This window comes from Mucilaginibacter flavidus (genome assembly GCF_024055575.1).
GTDB lineage: Bacteria > Bacteroidota > Bacteroidia > Sphingobacteriales > Sphingobacteriaceae > Mucilaginibacter > Mucilaginibacter flavidus.
On the sequence record NZ_JAMXOE010000001.1, the window covers coordinates 361,578 to 385,147 of the forward strand.

The window sequence follows — 23,570 nt, forward strand, 5'->3', positions numbered from 1 at the left end:
ATAACTGATAATTAATATGGAAGATAAAATACAAGAAGCAAAAAGCCACCCTGCAATTAAAGCCTCCCCTTTAGGGGGCGGGGGGGGAATACAGGTTTTCGCCCCGGCAACCGTTGCCAACGTAGTTTGCGGCTTTGATGTTTTGGGTTTTGCCGTTAATGAGCCCGGCGACGAAGTGATAATGCGCGTCACCAACAAACCCGGCATTACCATCAGCAAAATTACCGGCGACGATGGCCGTCTGCCGATGGATCCAGCAAAAAATACAGTAAGCGTAAGCGTACAGCATTATTTAAACAGTATTGGTCGTACTGATCTCGGACTGGATATTGAACTTCATAAAAGAATGCCTATCGGTAGCGGTTTAGGCTCCAGTTCGGCAAGTACCGTAGCTGGCTTGTATGCAATAAAAACGCTTTTAGGCGATGATACCGACCCCATAAACCTGCTGCCTTTTGCCATGAAGGGTGAGGAAATGGCCTGCGGTCATGGGCATGCCGATAACGTTGCCCCTGCCCTATTCGGTGGTTTTGTGCTGATACGCAGCTATGAGCCATTGGATGTAGTTAGGCTGCCACACCCGGAAGGTTTATATTGTGCAATTGTATTTCCGGATGTTGACGTGCCCACCCGCGAGGCCAGGCAGATTATCCGAAAAAATATCCAGATGAAAGATGCGGTGACCCAATGGGGCAATATTGCAGGGTTGGTAAGCGGTTTGTTTATGAACGACATTGACCTTATAGGCCGCAGCATGAAGGATATTTTAGTTGAACCGGTACGCTCCATGCTGATACCCGATTTTTATAAGATGCGCGAAATGGCGATGGAGTTGGGTGCGGTAAGCTTTGGCATCAGTGGTTCAGGGCCATCTGTTTTTGCATTTGCAAGGGATGAAGACACTGCTAATCGCATCACCGAAAAATTGCAAAAACACTTAACCGAGATTAGTATTGGAAGCAATGCTTACGTATCGACAATTAATGATAAAGGGCCGAGAGTGATTGGATGATGTGCGGATCACTCACCACGCGTCATTGCGAGGAACGAAGCAACCTCTACGCATGCTAATCATGGAGCAAAAGCATTGTGAGAATCAAAAAGCGGCTTTTATCTATCCACAAACATCAAGGTTCCTGATTGTCCTTAGGAGAGGTTGCTTCGTTCCTCGCAATGACGGAGCTTTTTGAGAAAAAATATTAAGAAACAACAAAATGCAACTATACAGTACCAAAAACTCATCCACCCGCGTATCCTTTAAAGACGCAGTTTTTAACAGTATGCCGCAGGACAAGGGCCTTTATATGCCCGTTACCATCCCGCGGCTTGACGACAAGTTTTTAAACAACCTCGACCAATATACCCTGCCTGAAATTGCCTTCCATGTAGCGCAAAATTTAATCGGCGATGATATCCCCGCTGATGATTTGAAGGCTATCATTCACGATGCTATCAATTTTTTGGCCCCAGTGGTAAAGCTGGAAGAGAACATTTATGTGCTCGAGTTATGGCACGGCCCTTCCCTGGCGTTTAAAGATTTTGGCGCGCGTTTTATGAGCCGGGTGATGAGCTATTTTTTGGAAGAGGGCGAAAAGCAACTGGATGTATTGGTAGCCACTTCCGGCGATACCGGCGGCGCGGTGGCGCTTGGCTTTTTGGGTGTTCCCAATACCCGCGTTACCATACTTTACCCTAAAGGCAAGGTGAGCGATATACAGGAATTGCAGCTAACTACCAACGGGCAAAACATCCGCGCCGTGGAAGTCAACGGTACTTTTGACGATTGCCAGGCGCTGGTTAAGCACGCTTTTACTGATAAAGAACTAAATGAAAAATTCAGGTTAACGTCGGCCAATTCCATCAATATTGCACGGCTTATTCCGCAAACGTTTTATTATTTTAATGCTTATGCTCAGTTGTTAAAGCAGGGCATCAGCAAAGCGATCTTCTCGGTGCCCAGCGGTAATTTTGGCAATATAGGCGCTGGTCTATTGGCCTGGAAAATGGGGTTGCCTGTCGAACATTTTATTGCAGCCACCAACGCTAACGATACTGTTCCGGAATATTTAAAATCGGGCGTTTACCAGCCGAAACCATCAGTTGCCACGCTAAGTAATGCCATGGACGTTGGCGATCCGAGCAACTGGGTGCGCATTGCTGATATGTTTAAAGAAGACGTCAATGTACTTAAAGCACTGGTTTCCGGCTTCTGCTACAACGATGAAGAAACGCTTGAAGCCATTAAGTTTATCAACGACAATTATAATTACGTGGCCTGCCCGCACACTGCTATTGCATGGCAGGCCCTGCGCGATTACCAGCAGGATAATTACAAGGCAGATACCGCGGGTGTGTTTTTATCAACCGCGCACCCCTGCAAGTTCCCTGATGTTTTCCCTGAAAGTATTTCGGCTAAAATTGATGTGCCGGAGCAAGTGGAAAACCTGCATAAAAAAGAAAAACAGCATGCTGCTTTAGGTAAGGATTTTGTTGGATTTAAAAGATATTTGTTGGAGAATGAATAAATAGTAGTGAAAATAATAACCCCAACATATCTAACCCCAGAACAAAAGCAAGCCGCGTTAGAAATCTGGAATGCGGAATATCCTGTTAACCTGCAAATGCCCGGCGTGGCTGAGCTTGATACGTTTTTAAATCCGCTTTTCGATGTCAAATATTACCTGATGATTGACGAAAGTGGCGTGATTGCGGGCTGGGCTGCAACATTTTCGGCCGAGCCGGTACGAAGCTTTTTTATTATGCTAAACAGTGCATACCATGGGAAAGGTTATGGTACGATTTTATTGAACGAATTAAAAAAAGAAGGCCCGCGGCTCTTTGCCTGGGCGATAGACCATAGCAATGACGTAAAACCCGATGGACGGCCTTACCCATCGCCTATAAATTTTTATCTTAAAAACGGTTTTACCGTTAATAATGAATTGCGGCTGGAAAATGAACAATTATCGGCGGTGAATATTTTGTGGGAAGCGAATAGCACTTCCGAGTAAGATTTTTATTTTTACCCCATGATAACCACCATCATCTTCGACCTTGGCGCAGTTTTAATTGACTGGAACCCGCATTACATGTACCGCACCATTTTCAGCGACGAAGAAGAAATGAAAAACTTCCTCGCCACTATAACCACTTCCGACTGGAACGAAGAACAAGATGCCGGCCGCCCGCTCGCTGAGGGCACCGAAATACTGGTTAAACAATTTCCGGAGCATGAGGAAAACATCCGTGCATTTTATGGCCGCTGGGAAGAGATGCTGGGCAACGCATTACATGATACGGTTGAGCTCTTTAAAGAGCTGAAAGAAAGTGGCAAATACAAAACATATGCGCTAACCAATTGGTCGGCCGAGACGTTCCCGGTAGCGTTGGAGCGATTTGAGTTTTTGCATTGGTTTGATGGTATTGTAGTATCAGGCGCCGAAAAAATGCGTAAACCTGCGCCGGAGTTTTACCAGTTATTACTGGATAGGCATAATGTTAAAGCAGAAGAAGCTTTGTTTATTGACGATAACTACCGCAATATTTTAGCAGCTGAAAAGTTGGGAATACAATCGATACATTTTACTGGCGCGGATGTTTTGAGGGAGAAATTGAGTGAGTTAAATATCTTATAATTAGCGTTACAAAACTTTGTCAATGCGAGGGACGAAGCAATCGCGAACTTTGCGAGGCCGCCCTGTAAAGTTCGCGGTTGCCGCGCTCGTTCCTCGCTCGCAATGACAAAATGGATTTAACGGGCTTTTTAAGGTTTCATCAACAATATCTTCCACGCTTCGTCAACATTACCCATATCCAGCGATTCCTTAGCTTTCAAATGTAATTGCAGTTCACGGTTTTGGCTATCGCCCATAGTAGCATTCAACAGCGCCTTTATCTCAGGTAATTGTGCATATCCCGCAATTTCTTCATCAGCAGGCAAGTGCTCCACATTTCCCAACTGCCCCAAATTATTGCCGGTAAGCACTTTTGAATTTCGTATGGCAAAAGGAATAGCATCCACACCGATACCCACGGTCCTGACGGGCTTTGCCACCTCGAAAAGATTATCGTTTGTAACCCGGCAGTACCAGTCGCCGCCCAGGCGGGCCACGTGGTCCATCTTTCGCTGGTCAATTTTGCCGTTATCGCCCAAAACAGCTTCGCTGATGTGAATTAGCTTCACTTCGGCAATCACCAGGTTACCTGAACCGGCGTTTTCACCCAACGAAATAATATCTTTTACCACACATTCCAGTTGCACCGGCGACTCCGCAACTCTTGGCGGCCTAACCAGGTCAGACGGTAGCATAGTGAAGCCTGCTTTTATAAATTCATTAATGCCTTTTGGATACTCCACACTTGCCAATGATGCCTGTTGCACCATATCGTAATTAACGATGTTGATTACGCATTCAGGCACTTCCTTAATGTTCTCCAGCGTGTGTTTGATGGTATTATCTCTCACCCTGCGCGAAGGCGAAAAAACACAAATCGGCGGGTTCACGCTAAAAATATTAAAATAACTGAATGGGCTAAGGTTTATGTTGCCTTCCGCGTCGATGGTTGACGCAAAGCAAATTGGCCGCGGTGCCACGGCGCAATTCAGCAACCCCTGTATTTGAACAGGCGATAAATTGGATGTCTTGAGCGTAAGCATTCTTTTGTTGAAAAGTTGTAAGGTTGAAACGCTTGAAGATTATTTCTTCTTTAGCTTCAATATTGAAAAGTCAGTATCCGCCTTCTCAATTACATTACCCAGCATGCCCAGGCCGGTTACATCCATTTCCACCAAATCGCCGGGTTGCAACCATTGGGTTTGGTAGTTCGGGTCATTTAGCAAGCCTGTGCCGTTAAGCTCCAGAAAGCAGCCGGTACCAACAGTGCCCGAGCCGATAACATCGCCCGGCAACACGTCGCAGCCATAAGCGCAACGTTCTATTATTTCAGCAAATGTCCAGTCCATATCGGCCATATTGCCTTGTGATACCTGCTTGCCGTTAACCACGCATTTCATCTCAAGGTTATAAGCATTACCGGTATGGCCGGCTTTTGGCGCTACTTTGTATTTTTCCAACTCATCGGGAGTTACCAGCCATGGGCCTATAACGGTACAGAAGTCTTTTCCTTTAGCCGGGCCAAGATTAAGCAGCATTTCTTCCATCTGCAAAGTCCGGGCGCTCATATCATTCATAATCATATAACCTGCAATCAGGCTATCCGCATCGGCAGCTTTAATGTTGCGGGCTTTTTTGTTAAGCACAACGGCCACTTCCAGCTCAAAGTCAAGTTTTTCAAAGTGGTCGGGCATACATTCAATTTCTCCGATGCCTTGTATGGCATTATGATTGGTGAAGTAAAATATCGGGTATTGGTCAAACTCTGCTATCATCCCCACGCCCCTGTTCCTGCGGGCCGACTCCACATGCTGCCTGAAAGCGTAGCCATCTCTGCAACTCGTCGGGTGCGGCACTGGCGCCAGCATCTCGAAAAACAGTTCTTCCTTAGCTTCCATTTTGCCGGAAGCAATTGCAGCATTTACTTTTTGCGCGCGTTCCATTAGCTCATCGCCGCCCCATAAAAATTCATTCATGTTATCGGGGATCAGCTTATCGCACGAGTTAAGGTTATAAATATGCCCTTTTATAAAAACGCCCAGGTGTTCGCGGTCTTCTGTTTTGTAGGAAACTAGCTTCATACGATTATAATAATTGGTGGTTGCCGTCAAAGCTAAGGAATTAGGTTGTAATTGTTGTAGTGGTTGGAATTGTTGTAAGGTTGAAAAGTTGTAAAGTTGGAATGTTCCCATGGTGTGTTATGGCTGCAGCTTTCTCGTCGCCGGGTAAAAACCGACACTACAATATTGGCCGAGCCTATGGCTCTTTAAAACCTCTTATCAATTACGCCGGGTTGAAACCCGGCGCTACAACATGGGCCGAGCCGATGGCTCTTTAAAACTTCTAAACCAATATCTGTTTTTGGGATTTCCTGTCTTTTCCGACTTTCGGACTCCCTTGCTTTTATAGAAAAAATTACCCTAACTTTGTATAACCAAATTATGAGCATACAAAGGCATTTTCTTTTTTCCCTGGGCCTCACTTCTATGAGTGATGCTTCTTCTTTCAGGGATGCCGTGCTCGCTAAAATTGTTCTGGCGCAGTATTAGTTTGTTGCAAGGTTTTAAGGTTGAAAAGTTGTAAGGTTTTCTACCTGGCACGTTCAGCTAAAACTATTTCTATTATAAAACTGTTTAATTTATATTGCTGATAATAAGTTAGTTGATAACATTTCAACCTTACAACTTTTCAACTTTAAAACGTTTTAACATTTCAACATAAAAACATGCCTGTTTACCATACATTAGGAGCTATTCCGCCAAAGCGGCACACGCAATTCCGCAAGCCGGACGGTACGCTTTATGCCGAAGAACTGGTATCGACCGAGGGCTTTAGCAGCCTGTATTCACTGGTTTACCATTGCTACCCGCCTACCCTTGTAAAAGAACTGGGCGAGCCATATTCTGTTGAGCCCAAAATTGCCCGTGAAAAGCATTTGAAGCACACGAGCCTGTTAGGTTTTAAAATTGAGCCTGAAGACGATTATTTAAAAAGCCGCAAACCAGTACTGGTGAACAGCGATTTGCATATTTCACTGGCGGCCCCGCGCAAGTCAATGACCGACTATTTTTACAAAAACAGCCAGGCCGACGAGGTGGTATTTATACACGAAGGCTCCGGAACGTTAAAAACCGGCTATGGCAATATCAAATTTGTATACGGCGATTACCTGATCATCCCCCGCGGCACCATTTACCAAATGGAATTTGACACGCCCGATAACCGGCTGTTTATAACTGAAAGTTTTAGCCCTATCCGCATACCCAAACGCTATACCAATGCCTACGGGCAGCTAACGGAACAAGCGCCTTATTGCGAGCGCGATATTAAACGGCCCACCGATCTGGAAACCCACGACGAAAAAGGCGATTTCAAAATCCTGATAAAAAAACAGGGGCTGATTTATCCATACATCTACGGCACCCACCCTTTTGATTTTATAGGATGGGACGGCTTTCATTACCCGTGGGCATTTTCGATACATGATTTTGAGCCGATAACCGGGCGCCTGCACCAGCCGCCGCCGGTGCACCAAACATTCGAAGGGCATAACTTTGTGATCTGCTCATTTGTACCAAGGAAGTTTGACTATCACCCGTTGTCTATACCAGCGCCATACAACCACAGCAACGTAGACAGCGATGAACTATTGTACTACGTGGATGGCGACTTTATGAGCCGTAAAAGTGTGGTTAAAGGGCAAATAACCCTTCACCCTGGCGGCATACCGCACGGCCCTCACCCTGGATCTGTAGAGAAATCGATAGGCAAAGAAGCAACTGACGAACTGGCCGTAATGATAGACCCCTTTAGGCCATTAATGCTAACCGAAGACGCAATAAAAATAGAAGACGAAAATTATTATAAAAGCTGGGTGAGTTGAGGTGAAAGGTAAAAAGCTGAAAGGCGAAAGCCTCTAAATCTTTTAATTCACTAATTCACCCAATCACCAATTCACCAATTAAAAAATGGAAACACTTACCATAGATAAACAACAAAAAACAACTGATTTTTTACCGCTTAACGGTACCGACCACGTTGAATTTTACGTAGGCAACGCCAAGCAGGCAGCCTTCTATTACAAAACCGCTTTCGGCTTCCAAGATTTGGCTTATGCCGGGCCTGAAACTGGTATGCGCGACCGCGCTTCGTACGTGTTACAGCAAGGAAAAATACGCCTGGTGCTGACAACGCCGCTGCACTCGGACCACCCGATTGCCGAGCACATTAAAAAACATGGCGACGGGGTAAAAATCCTCGCATTATCTGTTGATGATGCTTACGATGCTTTTTACCAAACTACCAGTCGCGGCGCAGAACCATACCAGGAGCCGCAAACCATGACCGATGAATTTGGCGAAGTGCGCACCAGCGGGATAAAGCTTTATGGCGAAACCGTTCACCTTTTTGTGGAGCGTAAAAATTATACCGGCGCGTTTTTACCACATTACGAAAAGATGGATTCGGGCTACCATCCAACACCAACAGGCCTGGTGCACATCGACCATTGTGTAGGCAACGTAGGCTGGCACAAGATGAATGAGTGGGTTAATTTTTACGAGGAGACTATGGGTTTCCGTAACATTTTAACTTTTGATGATAAAATGATTTCGACCGAGTATTCAGCCCTGATGAGCAAGGTGATGAGCAACGGAAATGGCTTTGTAAAGTTCCCGATAAATGAACCGGCAGAAGGTAAAAAGAAGTCGCAAATTGAAGAATACCTTGAATTTTACGAAGGCGAAGGCGTACAGCACCTGGCCCTGGCAACCAATGATATTGTTAACACAGTTACCACGCTGCAGAGCCGTGGCATCGAGTTTTTAACTGTACCGACAACGTATTACGATGAACTCATTGACCGCGTTGGTCATATTGATGAGGACCTGGAGCCATTGAAAAAGCTCGGCATTTTGGTCGACCGGGACGACGAAGGCTACCTGCTGCAAATATTCACCAAGCCAGTTGAAGACAGGCCAACACTGTTCTTCGAAATCATCCAGCGTAAAGGTGCAAAGTCATTCGGTGCGGGTAATTTTAAAGCGCTGTTTGAAGCGATCGAAAGAGAGCAGGAATTAAGAGGGAATTTGTAAGAGGTTCGGATGACAGAGGTCAGATGTCAGAGATAACCACGGTATCGATTGTGTTCAAATATCGGACCTCCAATTTCTGACTTCCGTCATCATTCGCTATTTTTAAGCCGGGCATAAGTCCGGCTTTTTCTCTGTCATGACCGTCGACGAAATAATCTCCATTCTCAAACAAAAATCAAACGCTAAACACCATGCCGGCATGAAGCGTTTTGGGATTGACAACCAATCCGCATTGGGTATCCCCCTCCCCGAATTGAGGAAGATAGCAAAGGAAATAAAGACCAATCATGACCTTGCACTTGCCTTGTGGAAAATAAATATTCACGAAGCAAAGCTGCTCGCTTCGATGATAGCCGACCCGAAACAATTTACCGAACAGCAAGCCGATGAATGGGTACACGACTTTTACTCGTGGGACATCTGTGACCAGGTTTGCGGCAACCTATTATACAGAACGAGCTTTGCGCTAAACAAGGCAATTGAGTACACCAACAGTACCGAAGTATTTGTAAAACGTGCAGGTTTTGTGCTAATGGCCGAGTTCGCCATTCACCATAAAAAAGCCCCTGACGATTCATTTTTGGCCTTTTTCCCTATAATGGAACGCGAAGCATGGGACAATCGCAATTTTGTAAAGAAAGCGATTAACTGGGCCTTGCGGCAAATCGGTAAAAGAAACAATACGCTGCGGACCCATGCCGTTGAAACCGCCCAACGGATTTTATTACAGAACACTAAGAGTGCCAGGTGGATAGCCTCTGATGCACTAAATGAACTATCAGGCAAACCATTGATAATTAATGGTTAAGTTTTGTCGATTTTGCCCTCCAAATTGTTTAACCTCATAACATTTTACATATTATTGCTAACCATTTCGGGGTGGTTTTCGTATTAAGCAGGCTCGCCGGTTTCGCTCCCGGCCGGCTTTGGCATAGAATTTTCTATTACTAACCCTGTAGCTGTTGATTATAACAAAATGAGTTGGATAACAATATGAGCATTACCGTGGGGAACGACTTTTATTCAGACGATGCCGCCCATCTTGCTCAAATAATTGATCAATTAAACGCGGGGATCTGGGAGTTTAACGTCAATACAAAAGAGGTTAAATGGTCTGCCGGTTTCTATAAAATTCTTGGGTACGTACCCGGGGAGATAGAGTGTTCCTACAACTTTTTTTTAGACGAGCTGCTTTATCACTATGACAAGCCTGTTTTTTTAAAGGCTCTTCACACACGCAGCGCCGAGTCAAGCAATACTGTACAAATAAGGCTGTTAACCAAAACATCGGGCTACCAATGGTTTGAAAGCATTACCAATAAGTGGGATGATAACGGCGCACCAAAATATACCGGCTCGCTGGTAAACATCAACAAATCAAAAATACTGGGCCTGCGCTCGGCACAAAACGATTTCCTTTTTAACGAAACAGGCACCATCGCCAAAATAAGTGGCTTCGAAATTGATGTGCCTACAATGAGCCTTTGGCTATCGAAAGAAGCCTTTGATATTTACGAACTAAACGACCAGCTAAAACTGAGCATTGAAGAAGCGGTTAGTTTTTTTGAGCCCCAGTATCGCCCGCTGATAAACGATGCCATTGACAACGCCATAAAATTTTGCAAGCCGTACGATCTGGAGCTGATGTTCCGCTCGGCAAAAAATAATTTGATTTGGGTACGCGCCAAAGGGCTGCCTATTATTGATGATTATGGTAAATGTGTTAAAATAAGGGGTATACTGCAGGATATTGACAGCATCAAAAAGAAAGGCATCGCCCTGCAGGCATCCATCGCCTCGCTGAATGATCAAAACAAACGCCTGCAAAATTTCGCTTACATTGTATCACACAACCTGCGTTCGCACTCGGGCAATTTGCAGTTTATGGTTAACCTGCACCAGGAAAGTGAGTCGGCCGAAGACAGGGCCGAAGTGTTTGCGCATATCAAATCGATAAGCGCCAGTTTGGCTACTACCGTTGAGCACCTTAACGAGATTGTGATGATACATACCGATATCGACAAGGAGCGCAAAACGTTGGAATTTGAAGAAGTATTTAAAAACGTGATGTCGGCCCTTCAAAGCAATATTGACGCAACCGATGCAAAAATTGAATACGACTTTACCAAATGCCCGGTTATTGAATACATACCGGCATATTTGGAAAGCATTTTCCAAAACCTGCTTACCAACGCACTTAAATACCGCCATATGGACAGGCAACCGGTTATTACCTGCCGCACCATAAAGGATAATAACCATATCTACATGTTATTTGAAGATAACGGCATCGGCATTGACCTGGACCGTTATGGCGACAAAGTATTTGGCATGTACAAAACCTTCCATCAAAACACCGACGCGAAAGGTATCGGCCTGTTCATCACCCGCAACCAAATCGAATCAATGGGTGGCACTATTAAGCTGGATAGTACCGTTAATGTGGGCACCAAGTTCACCATCCGTTTGGTATAACCATTTCAAAAAGTCTTCCCGGAACTTAACATCGGCACTGCCGGGCTGTAATACTGAGCTACCAGCCGCATGCCCCCTAAAAAACTTAGTCCAACTTCATCTGATTATTCAACTAAAGTGTTAAATTCGTATCACCAATTTGACCGATTTACACACTAAAATTAGATTATGACTACGAGCAACGTAATGCGCGAAATTACCCCGCTAACACCAAGCGATTGCTTTACCATTTTTTCGAGGGTTAAAAAAAAGTTTGATTTCCCGCTTCACTATCACGAGGAGTATGAATTGAACCTGATTTTGAATGCAAAAGGCGCCAAACGCGTGGTTGGGGGAAATATTGAAGTAATTGATGACCTGGAGCTGGCGCTGATAGGCCCAAACCTGTACCATGCCTGGTTTACCAACCAATGCCAGAGCGAGGCAATAACTGAAATTACTATACAGTTTCATAAAGATTTATTTGACGAAAAATTCCTGAAACGCAACCAGCTGAGTTTCTTAAAAAGTATGCTGGAGCGCTCGCAACGAGGGATCGTATTTACACCAGAAACCATAACCGCGCTTAAAGGCCGCATATTAGCCCTCGATAAAAAGACCGGCTTCGACTCGGTGCTGGAGTTGTTATCCATCCTGCACGACCTTTCTATCTCGCGCAATATGAAGGTGTTATCCGACTCCGGTTTTACCAACGAAAAGTTTTTTTACAACAGCCGCCGCATCGAAAAAGTGTTTGAGCATATGAACAACAACTACAACAAGCAGGTTACCCTGGCCGAAGTTGCCCGCATTGCCAATATGCCCGAAGCCTCGTTCAGTCGCTTTATAAAAAAGCGCACCGGCAAAACTTTTATCGATAGCCTGAACGAAATACGCCTTGGCCATGCCTCAAGGATGCTCATAGATTCAACAACCACAGTTGCCGAAATAGCCTACAAATGCGGTTTTAATAACATTTCCAACTTCAACAGGATATTTAAACGCAAAAAGCTATGCATCCCCAAAGAGTTTAGGGAAACGTATACCGGGAACCGTGTCTTCATCTGAAGATGTGCTAATTTGAAGATTTGAAAATGGCGAAAAAGACTAACATTCGCGATTGAAAATTTGAAGGTGGTGAAATAATTGAAATTTATGGTTAAAAAAGTATTAGATAACCGCTGTTAATAAATCTACTTTAGGCTTACCAATTATTTAACCATTTTGATGCAGCTAATCTTCAAATCAGCATATCATCAAATTTTCAAATCAACCGAATGAAGCTCAACCCCATTGATATTGCCATAATAGCAGCCTACCTGCTAAGCACCATATTTATCGGGTTGTGGTACCGCAAAAAAGCTCGGGAAAATAAGGAAAGTTATATGCTTGGCGGCAAATCGCTGCCCTGGTATAAGCTTGGCCTGAGCGACGCATCGGATATGTTCGACATCAGCGGCACCATGTGGATGGTGAGCCTGTGCTTTGTTTATGGCATGAAAAGCATCTGGATACCCTGGCTTTGGCCGGTGTTTAACCAGGTTTTTTTAATGATGTACCTCTCGCGCTGGCTTCGCCGCTCAAATGCTGCAACCGGGGCCGAGTGGCTTACCTCACGCTTTGGCAAAACAGGACCGGGCGTAACAGCTTCGCAGATCGTGGTTATCGCCTTTGCCCTATTGAGCTGCCTCGCTTTTATGGCCTACGGCTTTATAGGCTTGGGTAAGTTTATCGAAATTTTTGTGCCCTGGGATATGATAAAGGGTTACATCCCTTTTAACGTTGCCCCGCAATATGTACCGCATGTGTACGGCATCATATTTACGTTGTTTGCCATGTTTTACTCCATACTGGGCGGTATGCATAGCATCGTAGTTGGCGATATGGTGAAATACGGGGTAATGACTGTGGCCTGCGTTTGGATAGGTTTTATAGCAGCCGGGCAGTTAAGCAGTCACCCATTAAATGTGCCAAATGGTTGGTTCAGTCCGTTTTTTGGTTCGCACCTTGGGTTAAACTGGTCGGGCATAATTACCGAAGTTAATGCCAAAATAAAAAGCGACGGCTACTCATTATTCGGCCTGTTTTTTATGATGATGACTTTTAAAGGTTTTTTTGCTGCTGTGGCCGGCCCGGCGCCGAACTACGACATGCAGAAAATCCTTTCCACCCGCTCGCCTGAAGAAGCCAGCAAAATGAGCGGCTTTGTAAATATTATCCTGCTGCCTATCAGGTACACGCTTATCATCAGCCTTACCATATTGGGACTGATATTTTATCACCAAATGAATTTAAATGATGGCGCCGGGAAAATTGATTTTGAGCGTATACTCCCTGCTGTTATCAATAACTTTTTACCTGTGGGGCTGGTTGGACTGTTGCTGGCCGGATTACTCGGGGCTTTTATGAGCACCTTTAGCGGCACCATGAATGCAGCCCAGGCTTATATTGTAAATGATATTTACCTGAAATACGTCCGCCCTGACGCGTCGCCAAAAAAGATAATAACCATGAACTACATCGTCGGCGTTATTGTAGTGGCAGTTGGCGTAATGCTGGGCTTTTTTGTGAAAGACATCAACAGCATGCTGCAATGGATAGTATCGGCGCTTTATGGTGGCTACATTGCATCAAACGTATTAAAATGGCATTGGTGGCGCTTTAATGCCAGCGGATTTTTTTGGGGGATGCTCACCGGTATAGCCGCGGCAATGGTATCGTCAGTAGTTATTCCCGATGGGGAATTGTTGTACTGGTTCCCGGTATTGTTTGCACTTTCGCTGGCGGGTTCAATCATCGGTGCTTATGCTACTCCCCCAACAGATATGACGGTGTTAAAGTCATTCTACTCAAATGTCAGGCCATGGGGATTTTGGGAACCGGTTAAGCAGGCTGTACTGGCTGACGACCCCAAATTTCAATCCAACAAAAACTTTAAGGTCAATATGTTCAACGTGGTGATTGGTACCATGGCGCAATGCTGCCTCACCATTTTACCCATGTACCTGGTGCTGGGGCAGCATATGCCGCTGCTGGTAACTATAGGGATACTGGCGGTGATAATATTGATATTGAAGAAGACATGGTGGAATAGATTGGGGGAATATTGATTGGAGATGGGATTAAGGGGATAATATGTAAACCGAATTCACATGACTTGGTCGCCTCACCTAAAGTCCTCTCCAAAGGAGAGGACTTTAGCTTTGCTCGTTTTTTAGAACCCTCTCCTTTGGAGAGGGCAGGGTGAGGCGAAGACAAGCCAATGTGAGAAGCTTCAATATACGTTTTCAGCAAAACACAAAAATGATTACAAAGCACAAAATACAATATGACAACAGACTTTGAAAAACGCCTTAACCTGCTGGATATTGAGCACCGGCAGTTGCTTAAAAAGCCCAACGAAATTGCAGGACTGGGCAACGGCGTTTTCGACCGTTATAAAAACCCGGTGTTAACTGCTGCACATACGCCACTGTTTTGGCGTTATGATTTAAACCCAGAGACAAACCCGTATTTAATGGAACGTTTTGGTATAAACGCAACGTTCAACGCCGGGGCGATAAAGCTTAACGGTAAATATTTAATGGTGGTGCGGGTTGAGGGCGCCGACCGGAAATCATTCTTTGCAGTGGCCGAAAGCCTGGACGGCATCAGCAACTTTACCTTTTGGGAGTACCCGGTTGATTTACCGGAAACCGATGAGCCGGACACCAACGTGTACGACATGCGCCTAACCGCGCACCAAGACGGCTGGATTTATGGCCTGTTTTGCACCGAGCGCCGCGACCCTGATGCACCCGCTTACGACCAGAGCATGGCCGTTGCGGCCTGCGGGATTGCACGCACCAAAGATTTACTTACCTGGCAGCGCCTGCCCGATTTGATAACCAATTCGCCCCAGCAGCGCAATGTGGTTTTGCACCCGGAGTTTGTGGATAATAAGTATGCGTTATATACCCGCCCGCAGGATGGCTTTATCAGCGCAGGCAAAGGTGGCGGCATAGGTTTTGGCTTAACCGACGCTATGGAAAACGCCCGTGTTGACGAGGAAACCATCATCGACAATAAAAATTACCACACCGTTTATGAAGCCAAAAACGGCCAGGGACCAACACCCATAAAAACAGCAAAAGGCTGGCTGCACCTGGCGCATGGGGTACGTAATACTGCCGCGGGCTTGCGCTATGTGCTGTATATGTTCATGACCGACCTGCACGATTTAACCAAAGTACTGCACAAGCCGGGCGGCTATTTTTTAGCTCCCGAAGGTGAAGAACGCACGGGCGATGTGTCAAACGTGGTATTCTGCAACGGATGGATAGCCGATGATGACGGGACGGTTTACATTTATTATGCATCATCAGATACCCGCATGCATGTAGCCACCAGCACCATCGACAAGTTGGTTGATTATGTAATGAATACTCCAGCGGATGGTTTGCGGTCGGCCTCATCGGTGAATACGTTGAGCAGGTTGATTGATGGAAATGTTTGTCTGAACCATGATTCGCCTGATTAAAGGATTATTTGATTTTTAATTCAAAAACCAGCATCCTTGTAACACACACCAACAACTATGGAGCATTTTTAAAAAATCAAAACACTTGATAATCAACATGTTTCACAGCGTTCCAGGTGTTCCGCGTGTAAAAATGGAACGCTTTAGCATTTGGCGGCGATAGGTGAACCAGGTAATACATTACCATGAAAACACAACAACTAAATATCTTCAAAAAGGAGCTCACGGATGAATTAAAAAACATCCTCACCTGGTGGGCCGCTCATGCTCCCGACAATGCAAACGGTGGCTTTTATGGTAAAATTGATGACGACAATCTAGTGACAGCCGATTCGCCAAAAGGTTCGGTACTAAACGCGCGGATCTTATGGTCGTTTGCAGCGGCTTATAATCATCAGCCTGAACATGTATACCTGGAGATGGCAGATAGGGCCTATCAATACATCATCAGTCATTTTATCGACAGTGAAGAAGGCGGGGTTTATTGGTCGGTTAATTATAAAGGCGAGCCGCTGGATACCAAAAAACAGGTTTATGCGATTGCGTTTACCATTTATGCCCTGAGTGAATATTATCGCGCCGGCAAAATAGAAAATGCCAAACAATTGGCAATCGACCTATTTTACCTGCTGATTGAAAAAACCTACGACCCAATAAAAACCGGCTACTTCGAAGCTTTTACCAAAGATTGGCACCCCATCGCCGACCTGCGCCTGAGCGCCAAAGATGCCAACGAAAAAAAGACAATGAACACCCACCTGCACGTGTTGGAGGGTTATACCAACCTGTACCGCATTTGGCCGGATAAAGCACTGGGCGGACAGATCAAAACCTTGCTGGATAACTTTTTCGAGCATTTTATTGACAAGGAGACTCATCACCTTACACTGTTTTTTGATGAGGATTGGCAAGCGAAAGGCGATTTGATATCCTACGGCCACGATATAGAAGCCACCTGGCTGTTACTGGAAGCAGCTGAAGTAATTGGAGATAAAGCAAGCATCAAAAAAATAAAGGAAATAACGATTCCGATGGCCGATGCAACCATCACCGGACTTGATATTGATGGCGGGCTTTGGTATGAATATGAACCAAAAGAAAACCATTTGGTAAAAGAAAAACACTGGTGGGTACAAGCCGAGGCAATGGTTGGTTTCTTTAACGCCTGGCAAATAAGCAGCGATGATAAGTATTTAAATATCAGCCTTAAAAACTGGGGATTTATAAAAACGAAAATATTAGATAAGCAAAATGGCGAATGGTTTTGGGGCACAAATGAAAACGGCGGCGTAATGCCGGGCGAGGATAAAGCCGGGATTTGGAAGTGCCCCTATCATAACAGCAGGGCGTGTTTGGAGTTGATTGGGAGAATGGTTGATTAAGTTGATTAGGTTAGACTGGGTTAATTAAATTCAATGATTAAAGAATTTCTAAAATGAAGAATTTTAAAGGAGTTATAATAATAGGGTTATTCGCAATACTGCAATCCTGCAAAAAACAGGGAACAACTAACACAGTTACCGGCGGTGACACGGGAACAGACACCGGCACCGGGCCAATAGTTGCGGGTACCGACGCTGCAGTTGCCGCCACGCAAGGTTTTTTCCTGGATGGGTGGGCAGCCAGGACATTTGCAGTGCCCGGAACGCAAGATGCGGCAAAACCATCGACAAGCGGAGTGGTAAACGTTACGGTAGACTTGAGCCAGATTACCACTAAAGTGTCGAAGCTGATATTTGGTAATAATACCAACCCATACATGGGCCAGTATGTTACCGACCCGACGCTGATGGCCAATATAACCGCATTGGCGCCAAATATTTTGCGTGCACCGGGTGGCAGTATATCCGACATCTATTTTTGGAATGGTGATGGCGCTGTTATTAACGCCCCGGCAGACGCCCCTGCTAAATTGCTGGATGGCTCGGGCAATGCCTCCGATGCGGGTTACTGGTATGGCAACAATACCCAAAGCTGGACATTTACTATCGACAACTATTATAAGGTATTGCAGCAAACCAGCAGCACGGGCCTTATCATAGTTAACTATGGCTACGCCCGCTACGGTACCGGCCCCCACCCCGACCAGGCAGCCGCTCACCTTGCTGCCAATTGGGTTCGGTACGACAAGGGGAAGACCCAATTTTGGGACGTAGGCAACGAAAACTACGGCAGTTGGGAGGCAGGTTACCGTATAGATGTATCACAAAACAAGGATGGCCAGCCTGAGTTTATAACCGGGAAGGTTTACGGCGCCCATTTTAAAGTATTTGCGGATTCGATGCGGAAGGCCGCCGCAGAGGTGGGCAATGCCAATATAAAAATAGGCGCTGTGCTAACCTCTACAGATGACGTTAACAACAACGCAGGCGTTAAAAACTGGAATGCCGATGTGTTGGCAACTGCAGGTAATTCGCCGGATTATTTTGTGGTGCATAACTATTATACGCCATACAACGACAACTCAAGCGCGTCGGTTATTTTAAACACCGCGGCAACTTCAACCAGCCAGCTGATGGCCTGGGTAAAAAGTTCCGTTAGCAAGGCTGGCGTAACACAAAAACCGGTGGCGCTGGATGAATGGAACATACAAGCAACCGGATCGGCGCAAAACGTATCGAATATTGCAGGTTTGCACGCAGTAATGAGTTTGGGCGAGATGTTAAAAAACCAATTCAGTATGGCCAGTCGCTGGGATTTAGCCAATGGCTGGGCTGGCGGCGACGACATGGGTATGTTTAACATCGGCGATGAAACCGGCGTAGCCAAATGGAACCCCAGGCCAGCGTTTTATTACATGTATTATTTTCAAAAATACTTTGGCGACAGGATGGTAAACTCGATAGTTATTAATAGCAGCGACATTAGCAGCTATGCGTCGACATTTTCATCAGGACAGGCCGGGGTGGTTTTGGTAAACCAGTCGGATGGCGACCATGTGGTAACCGTGAAAATCAAGAACTTTGCGGCGGGCGACAAATATTACTACTACACACTAAAAGGCGGCGGCGATAACGCACCGTTTTCTCACCAGGTTTTGATAAACGGGATTGGGCCGGCAAACGGCAAATCTGGTGGCTCGGATAGTTATGCGTCCATTCCAGCAAATACGGCGAGTATTTCTGGTGGCATAACCGTTACCGTGCCTAAGTACGGTGCAGTATTTTTAGTGGCAGATAAAAAGTGATATATCTGCCAGTATAGTTAGATTTGATTTATCAGCTTAAAACCCAATTATGAATATGAAATTTAAAAGTAAAGCCCTGTTAGCCGTGCTATTTTGTACCATGGCTTCGGTATCTGCATTCGCCCAGAAATTTGAAGAACTGGCCCAAACCCCACCCATGGGCTGGAACAGTTGGAACACATTCCAAACCAAGATAGACGAGCCATTGCTGAAAGGAATGGTCGATACTTACCTATCATCGGGTATGAAAGATGCGGGCTATACTTATTTTGTATTGGACGATGGGTGGATGACGATGGAACGCGACAAAGACGGCAACCTGGTTGCCGACCCTCAGAAATTCCCGAACGGTATGAAGGCCTTTGCCGACTATGTGCACTCCAAAGGGTTAAAATTTGGCATATACAACTGCGCCGGCACGAAAACCTGCGCCGGTTACCCCGGTACGCGTGGCTACGAATACCAGGATGCACGTTTATATGCCTCATGGGGCGTTGACTATTTAAAGTTCGACTGGTGCAACAGCGAAGGGATAAATGCCAAAGAAGCCTACGCAACTATGGCTAAAGCTATCCGTGCGGCAGGCAGGCCAATGATTTTCAGCCTGTGCGAATGGGGACAGCACCAGCCCTGGAAATGGGCGGCAAAAGACGGGCAGTTATGGCGCAGTACCGGCGATATTGGCAATGCATTTGAAGAAACCGTTGCCAAAGACGGGTGGAAACCTTTGAGCGTATTAAATATACTGGACCGCCAGGACAGCATCAGACAGTACGCCGGTCCCGGTCATTGGAACGACCCCGATATGCTGGAGGTTGGCAACGGAATGAAGTATAACGAAGACAAGGCCCACTTCTCGCTCTGGTGCATGCTTGCCGCCCCGTTGATGGCAGGCAATGATCTTCGCAAAATGAGTGAACAGACCACCTCGATTTTAACTAACAAAGAACTGATCTCCATTGATCAGGATGCGCTTGGCGTGGAATGTTTTAAATACTATTCGTTTGACGGGATCGAGATCTTTGTAAAGCCACTTGCCAATAACGAACTGGCTGTTTGCTTTTTAAACCGGTCGAACCGCCCGCAAATTGTAAGCTTTGATTGGAAAGCTCACATAATATCGGATGCAATTACCAAAACAAATATCGACTTTAACCAAGCAACCTATAAGCTGCATGATATTTGGGCTAAAAAGGATATTGGTAGTACAGATAAGCTGTTTAAACAAACCATAGGGAGTGATGATGTGGTGGTATTGAGGTTAACCAAATAAGGCTTAAACCTTCGAAAGTTTAGCGGGCGGGATAAAAATTTTTATCTTGTCCGCATGTTACGTCAATCAAAAGAAGAACGCACATTTAAACAAAACCTGTTACTGGCGTCGTCCACCGCGCTGGCAGCCGGAATAACCAATGCGGCCGGGATGATTGCCTTTTTGGCATTTACAGCAAATATAACAGGTCATGTGGCCAACCTGGCAAAGCACATTGTTCAGCAAAATTTCAGGGAGATATTGGTATTTATAATATGGCTGCTGTTGTTTTTTGCCGGGGCTTTTTTGTCGAGTTTTATTGTACGGTCCTACAGGCACATTAGCGATTACCGGGCTCACTCCATCCCTATAATAATTGAAATTGTAGTATTAGTATTTGTCGCCATTTATGGTCACCACTTTTACGCCGAAACGCTGCTTGAGCGTGAAATAGTTATCGGCGCGATAATATTTTCCATGGGACTACAGAACAGCCTGGTGTCAACAGTATCCGGGGGCTTAATAAAAACCTCACATCTTACCGGCTTATTTACTGATTTGGGCGGCGACATAGCCGAATGGTTACACCCTAAAGCTGAGAAAACGACTGCTGTGAAAAACAAAATTTATATCAGGATCACAATACTTGGTTTTTACCTGGGGGGCGCCCTTTTAGGTGGTTTTTTGTTCGACTATTTCGATTTCGCCACGTTTTACTTTGTGCCGGCTATTTTATTGGTGATTTTATATTACGATTTGTCGCACCTGGCAGTACATAAGGTAACGAAGGCATTTTCAAGAAAAGATTAAAGTGTTACCACTCGTTAATTTTTTTGCAATAATTACCATAGGTTAACATTCCCGCCACAGCATTAAGTCAATTTATATTTTATCTTTATATTTTTGCCACGATAAAAACATCCCTAAAAAACATGAGCCTCAACGAAAAAAATAATCAGCCGATAGACGAATTATACAACAGCCTGCTTGATGGTAATAAAGAGTTTGTAGCCCACTCCTTAAGCCAGGACCCGGAATATTTCAATAAACTGGCTGCCGGTCAGGCACCACCGGTTTTGTGGATAGGCTGCGCTGATAGCCGCGTACCCGCTAACCAAATTACCAACACCGCGCCGGGGGAGATATTTGTACACCGCAATATTGCCAACATGGTGGTGCATTCTGATATGAACATGTTATCGGTATTGGATTACGCCGTTAATGTGTTGAAGGTAAAACACGTGATAGTTACCGGTCATTATGGTTGCGGCGGCGTCCTGGCAGCACTCGGCAACCAGCAAGTGGGTTTAATAGATAACTGGCTGCGGCACATTAAAGATGTTTACCGCCTGCACAAAGATGAGCTTGATGCTATTGAGGACGTAACCGAAAAAGGCGACAGGCTTGTTGAATTTAACGTAATTGAAAACGTTTACAATCTTTGTAAAACCTCGATAGTGCAAAATGCCTGGAAAAGCGGTCAGGGCCTGGGTGTACATGGCTGGGTCTATAGCCTCAAAACCGGTATTATTACTGACATGAAGGTAAGCGCCTTCGACAATGCCAATATGGATAACGTGTTTAAGTTCAAGTGAGAAAGAACCAAAAGTCAAGAGCCAAGAGAAAATAAAAAATAGAAACGGCGAATAAATCATCGTCGATAAATAGAAAAGCCGGTTGTCCTCAAACATACCGGCTTTTTTATCTTGATTCTTGGCTCGCTTTTAGAGTTCCTTCGCTAAGAATGGGTACCTATAATCCTTAGGCGGATCAAAGGTTTCCTTAATGGTCCGTGGCGATACCCAGCGCAGCAGGTTTATCATCGAGCCGGCTTTATCGTCAGTACCCGAGCCGCGTGCCCCGCCGAAAGGTTGCTGGCCTACTACTGCACCGGTAGGCTTATCGTTAATATAAAAGTTTCCGGCTGCATTGCGTAAGTGGTGGGTTGCTTTGGCAATAGCGTACCTGTCCTGCGAGATAATGGCGCCAGTAAGGGCATAGATGGAAGTTTTATCAACCACATCAAGTATCTCGTCAAACTTATCATCCTCGTATACATAAATAGTAAGTACAGGGCCGAAAAGTTCCTCACACATGGTTACGTAGTAAGGATCATCAACTCGTATTACGGTTGGCTCAATAAACCAGCCTTTGGTTTTATCATAGCTGCCGCCGGCAACAATTTCTGTAGCGGCGTCTTTTTTGGCAGCATCGATGTATCCTGCAAGCTTGTCGAAAGACGCTTCAGTGATAACTGCATTAATAAAGTTTTCAAAATCCTCAACTGGCCCCATTTTAAACGAGGTGATATCGCGCTGCATATTTGCCTTTACAGCAGGCCATAACGATTTGGGGATATAAGCCCTTGAAGCAGCCGAGCATTTTTGCCCCTGGTATTCAAATGCACCGCGAACAAGTGCAGTGCTAACCACTTCGGCATCGGCGCTTGCGTGTGCCAAAACAAAGTCTTTGCCACCTGTTTCGCCAACTATGCGCGGGTAGGTTTTATATTTATGGATGTTGTTGCCAATAGTTTGCCATATATTCTGGAATACGCCGGTTGAGCCTGTAAAGTGTATCCCTGCAAAATCAGGGTGGCTGAATATAACGTCGCCGGCAGTTGGACCATTAACATATACCAGGTTAATTACACCCGCAGGCATCCCTGCTTCTATAAATACCTGCATCAAAACGTTTGCAGCGTAAATTTGAGTGTAAGCGGGTTTCCATACCACTACGTTACCCATCATGGCAGCCGAGGTTGGCAAGTTACCTGCTATAGCAGTAAAGTTAAACGGTGTTAAGGCAAATACAAAGCCTTCGAGTGGGCGCTGCTCTACGCGGTTCCAAACACCTTTGCCCGATACCGGGGGTTGTTGTTTGTAAATTTCGGTCATATACTCTACGTTAAAACGCAGAAAGTCTATGAGTTCGCAAGCCGAATCAATTTCGGCCTGGTAGGCATTTTTGCTTTGGCCCAGCATGGTCGCTGCATTTACTTTGGCGCGGTACGGGCCGGCAAGCAATTCGGCAGCTTTTAAAAACACGGCGGCACGCTGTTCCCATGGAAGGTTCTCCCAATCGGCTTTGGCAGCAAGAGCTGCATCAATGGCTGCTGTTACGTGGCTGGCATCACCTTCAGAAAATGTAGCTAATACATGCTGATGATCATGGGGCGGGCGAATTTCCTTTTTGTTATTGGTGCGAACTTCTTTGCCGCCAATATACATGGGGATATCAATTTTTTTGGCGCGTGCTTCGTCTAAAGCAGCCTTAAGCGTTGCCCTTTCCACGCTGCGCGGGCCGTAATTTAATACCGGCTCATTTTGCGGCGTAGGGACGTTGAAAAATCCTTTAAGCATAAAATGTTGTTAGTTACTACGTGGCAAAGATATAAATTTTGACAAGCATAATTTTGAATGAAGTGTCAAAATACAGTTTCAAAATCGAA

General features: G+C 45.4%; 19 protein-coding genes. 16 read left to right on the top strand and 3 right to left on the bottom strand.

Features of this window, described 5'->3' with window-relative positions:
- Positions 1–16: 16 nt before the first annotated feature.
- From NAF19_RS01625 to NAF19_RS01640, 4 genes are all read left to right on the top strand, one after another.
- Positions 17–1,012 carry a homoserine kinase gene (locus tag NAF19_RS01625; protein ID WP_252787997.1) on the top strand — a complete coding sequence of 332 codons (996 nt, stop codon included), beginning with the start codon at positions 17–19 and terminating at the stop codon, positions 1,010–1,012.
- 202 nt (positions 1,013–1,214) lie between these two features.
- Positions 1,215–2,525, top strand: coding sequence for a threonine synthase (gene thrC, locus NAF19_RS01630; protein WP_252787998.1), 1,311 nt, complete (start codon positions 1,215–1,217; stop codon positions 2,523–2,525).
- Positions 2,526–2,531: 6 nt separating this feature from the next.
- Positions 2,532–3,011 (top strand): GNAT family N-acetyltransferase, encoded by a 480-nt coding sequence (locus tag NAF19_RS01635; protein ID WP_252787999.1) that lies wholly within the window; start codon positions 2,532–2,534, stop codon positions 3,009–3,011.
- A gap of 18 nt (positions 3,012–3,029) precedes the next feature.
- Entirely contained in the window at positions 3,030–3,635 is a 606-nt protein-coding gene (locus NAF19_RS01640; protein WP_252788000.1) for an HAD family hydrolase, read from the top strand.
- Positions 3,636–3,763: 128 nt separating this feature from the next.
- Here NAF19_RS01640 and NAF19_RS01645 read toward each other — a convergent pair whose 3' ends face one another.
- Positions 3,764–4,657, bottom strand: coding sequence for a flavin reductase family protein (locus NAF19_RS01645; RefSeq protein WP_252788001.1), 894 nt, complete (start codon positions 4,655–4,657; stop codon positions 3,764–3,766).
- Positions 4,658–4,696: 39 nt separating this feature from the next.
- Complete coding sequence (locus NAF19_RS01650; protein ID WP_252788002.1) at positions 4,697–5,695, bottom strand: fumarylacetoacetate hydrolase family protein; 999 nt, start codon at positions 5,693–5,695, stop codon at positions 4,697–4,699.
- Positions 5,696–6,339: 644 nt separating this feature from the next.
- Between NAF19_RS01650 and NAF19_RS01655 the strand changes: the two genes are divergently transcribed.
- The 12 genes from NAF19_RS01655 to NAF19_RS01710 all read left to right on the top strand — a co-directional run bounded on the left by NAF19_RS01655 (position 6,340) and on the right by NAF19_RS01710 (position 21,714).
- Complete coding sequence (locus tag NAF19_RS01655) at positions 6,340–7,497, top strand: homogentisate 1,2-dioxygenase (protein ID WP_252788003.1); 1,158 nt, start codon at positions 6,340–6,342, stop codon at positions 7,495–7,497.
- An 85-nt stretch (positions 7,498–7,582) separates the two neighbouring features.
- Entirely contained in the window at positions 7,583–8,707 is a 1,125-nt protein-coding gene (gene hppD, locus NAF19_RS01660) for a 4-hydroxyphenylpyruvate dioxygenase (protein ID WP_252788004.1), read from the top strand.
- Positions 8,708–8,843: 136 nt separating this feature from the next.
- A complete protein-coding gene (locus tag NAF19_RS01665) occupies positions 8,844–9,515 on the top strand; it encodes a DNA alkylation repair protein (RefSeq protein WP_252788005.1) in 672 nt (223 codons plus the stop codon).
- Positions 9,516–9,700: 185 nt separating this feature from the next.
- Positions 9,701–11,182, top strand: coding sequence for a PAS domain-containing sensor histidine kinase (locus NAF19_RS01670; RefSeq protein ID WP_252788006.1), 1,482 nt, complete (start codon positions 9,701–9,703; stop codon positions 11,180–11,182).
- Between the two features lie 168 nt (positions 11,183–11,350).
- A complete protein-coding gene (locus NAF19_RS01675; RefSeq protein WP_252788007.1) occupies positions 11,351–12,229 on the top strand; it encodes an AraC family transcriptional regulator in 879 nt (292 codons plus the stop codon).
- Between the two features lie 209 nt (positions 12,230–12,438).
- Positions 12,439–14,271 carry a sodium:solute symporter family protein gene (locus NAF19_RS01680; protein ID WP_252788008.1) on the top strand — a complete coding sequence of 611 codons (1,833 nt, stop codon included), beginning with the start codon at positions 12,439–12,441 and terminating at the stop codon, positions 14,269–14,271.
- Positions 14,272–14,489: 218 nt separating this feature from the next.
- Positions 14,490–15,680 (top strand): glycoside hydrolase family 130 protein, encoded by a 1,191-nt coding sequence (locus NAF19_RS01685; protein ID WP_252788009.1) that lies wholly within the window; start codon positions 14,490–14,492, stop codon positions 15,678–15,680.
- A gap of 185 nt (positions 15,681–15,865) precedes the next feature.
- Positions 15,866–17,062 carry an AGE family epimerase/isomerase gene (locus NAF19_RS01690; protein WP_252788010.1) on the top strand — a complete coding sequence of 399 codons (1,197 nt, stop codon included), beginning with the start codon at positions 15,866–15,868 and terminating at the stop codon, positions 17,060–17,062.
- A 53-nt stretch (positions 17,063–17,115) separates the two neighbouring features.
- Positions 17,116–18,867 carry an alpha-L-arabinofuranosidase gene (locus tag NAF19_RS01695; RefSeq protein WP_252788011.1) on the top strand — a complete coding sequence of 584 codons (1,752 nt, stop codon included), beginning with the start codon at positions 17,116–17,118 and terminating at the stop codon, positions 18,865–18,867.
- 55 nt (positions 18,868–18,922) lie between these two features.
- Positions 18,923–20,140: a glycoside hydrolase family 27 protein gene (locus NAF19_RS01700; RefSeq protein WP_252788012.1), complete on the top strand. Its 1,218-nt coding sequence runs from the start codon at positions 18,923–18,925 to the stop codon at positions 20,138–20,140.
- 54 nt (positions 20,141–20,194) lie between these two features.
- Entirely contained in the window at positions 20,195–20,929 is a 735-nt protein-coding gene (locus NAF19_RS01705) for a YoaK family protein (RefSeq protein WP_252788013.1), read from the top strand.
- A 122-nt stretch (positions 20,930–21,051) separates the two neighbouring features.
- A complete protein-coding gene (locus NAF19_RS01710; RefSeq protein ID WP_252788014.1) occupies positions 21,052–21,714 on the top strand; it encodes a carbonic anhydrase in 663 nt (220 codons plus the stop codon).
- A gap of 129 nt (positions 21,715–21,843) precedes the next feature.
- Here the strand turns inward: NAF19_RS01710 and pruA are convergent, their stop codons facing one another.
- Positions 21,844–23,481 (bottom strand): L-glutamate gamma-semialdehyde dehydrogenase, encoded by a 1,638-nt coding sequence (gene pruA, locus NAF19_RS01715; protein WP_252788015.1) that lies wholly within the window; start codon positions 23,479–23,481, stop codon positions 21,844–21,846.
- Positions 23,482–23,570 lie beyond the last annotated feature (89 nt).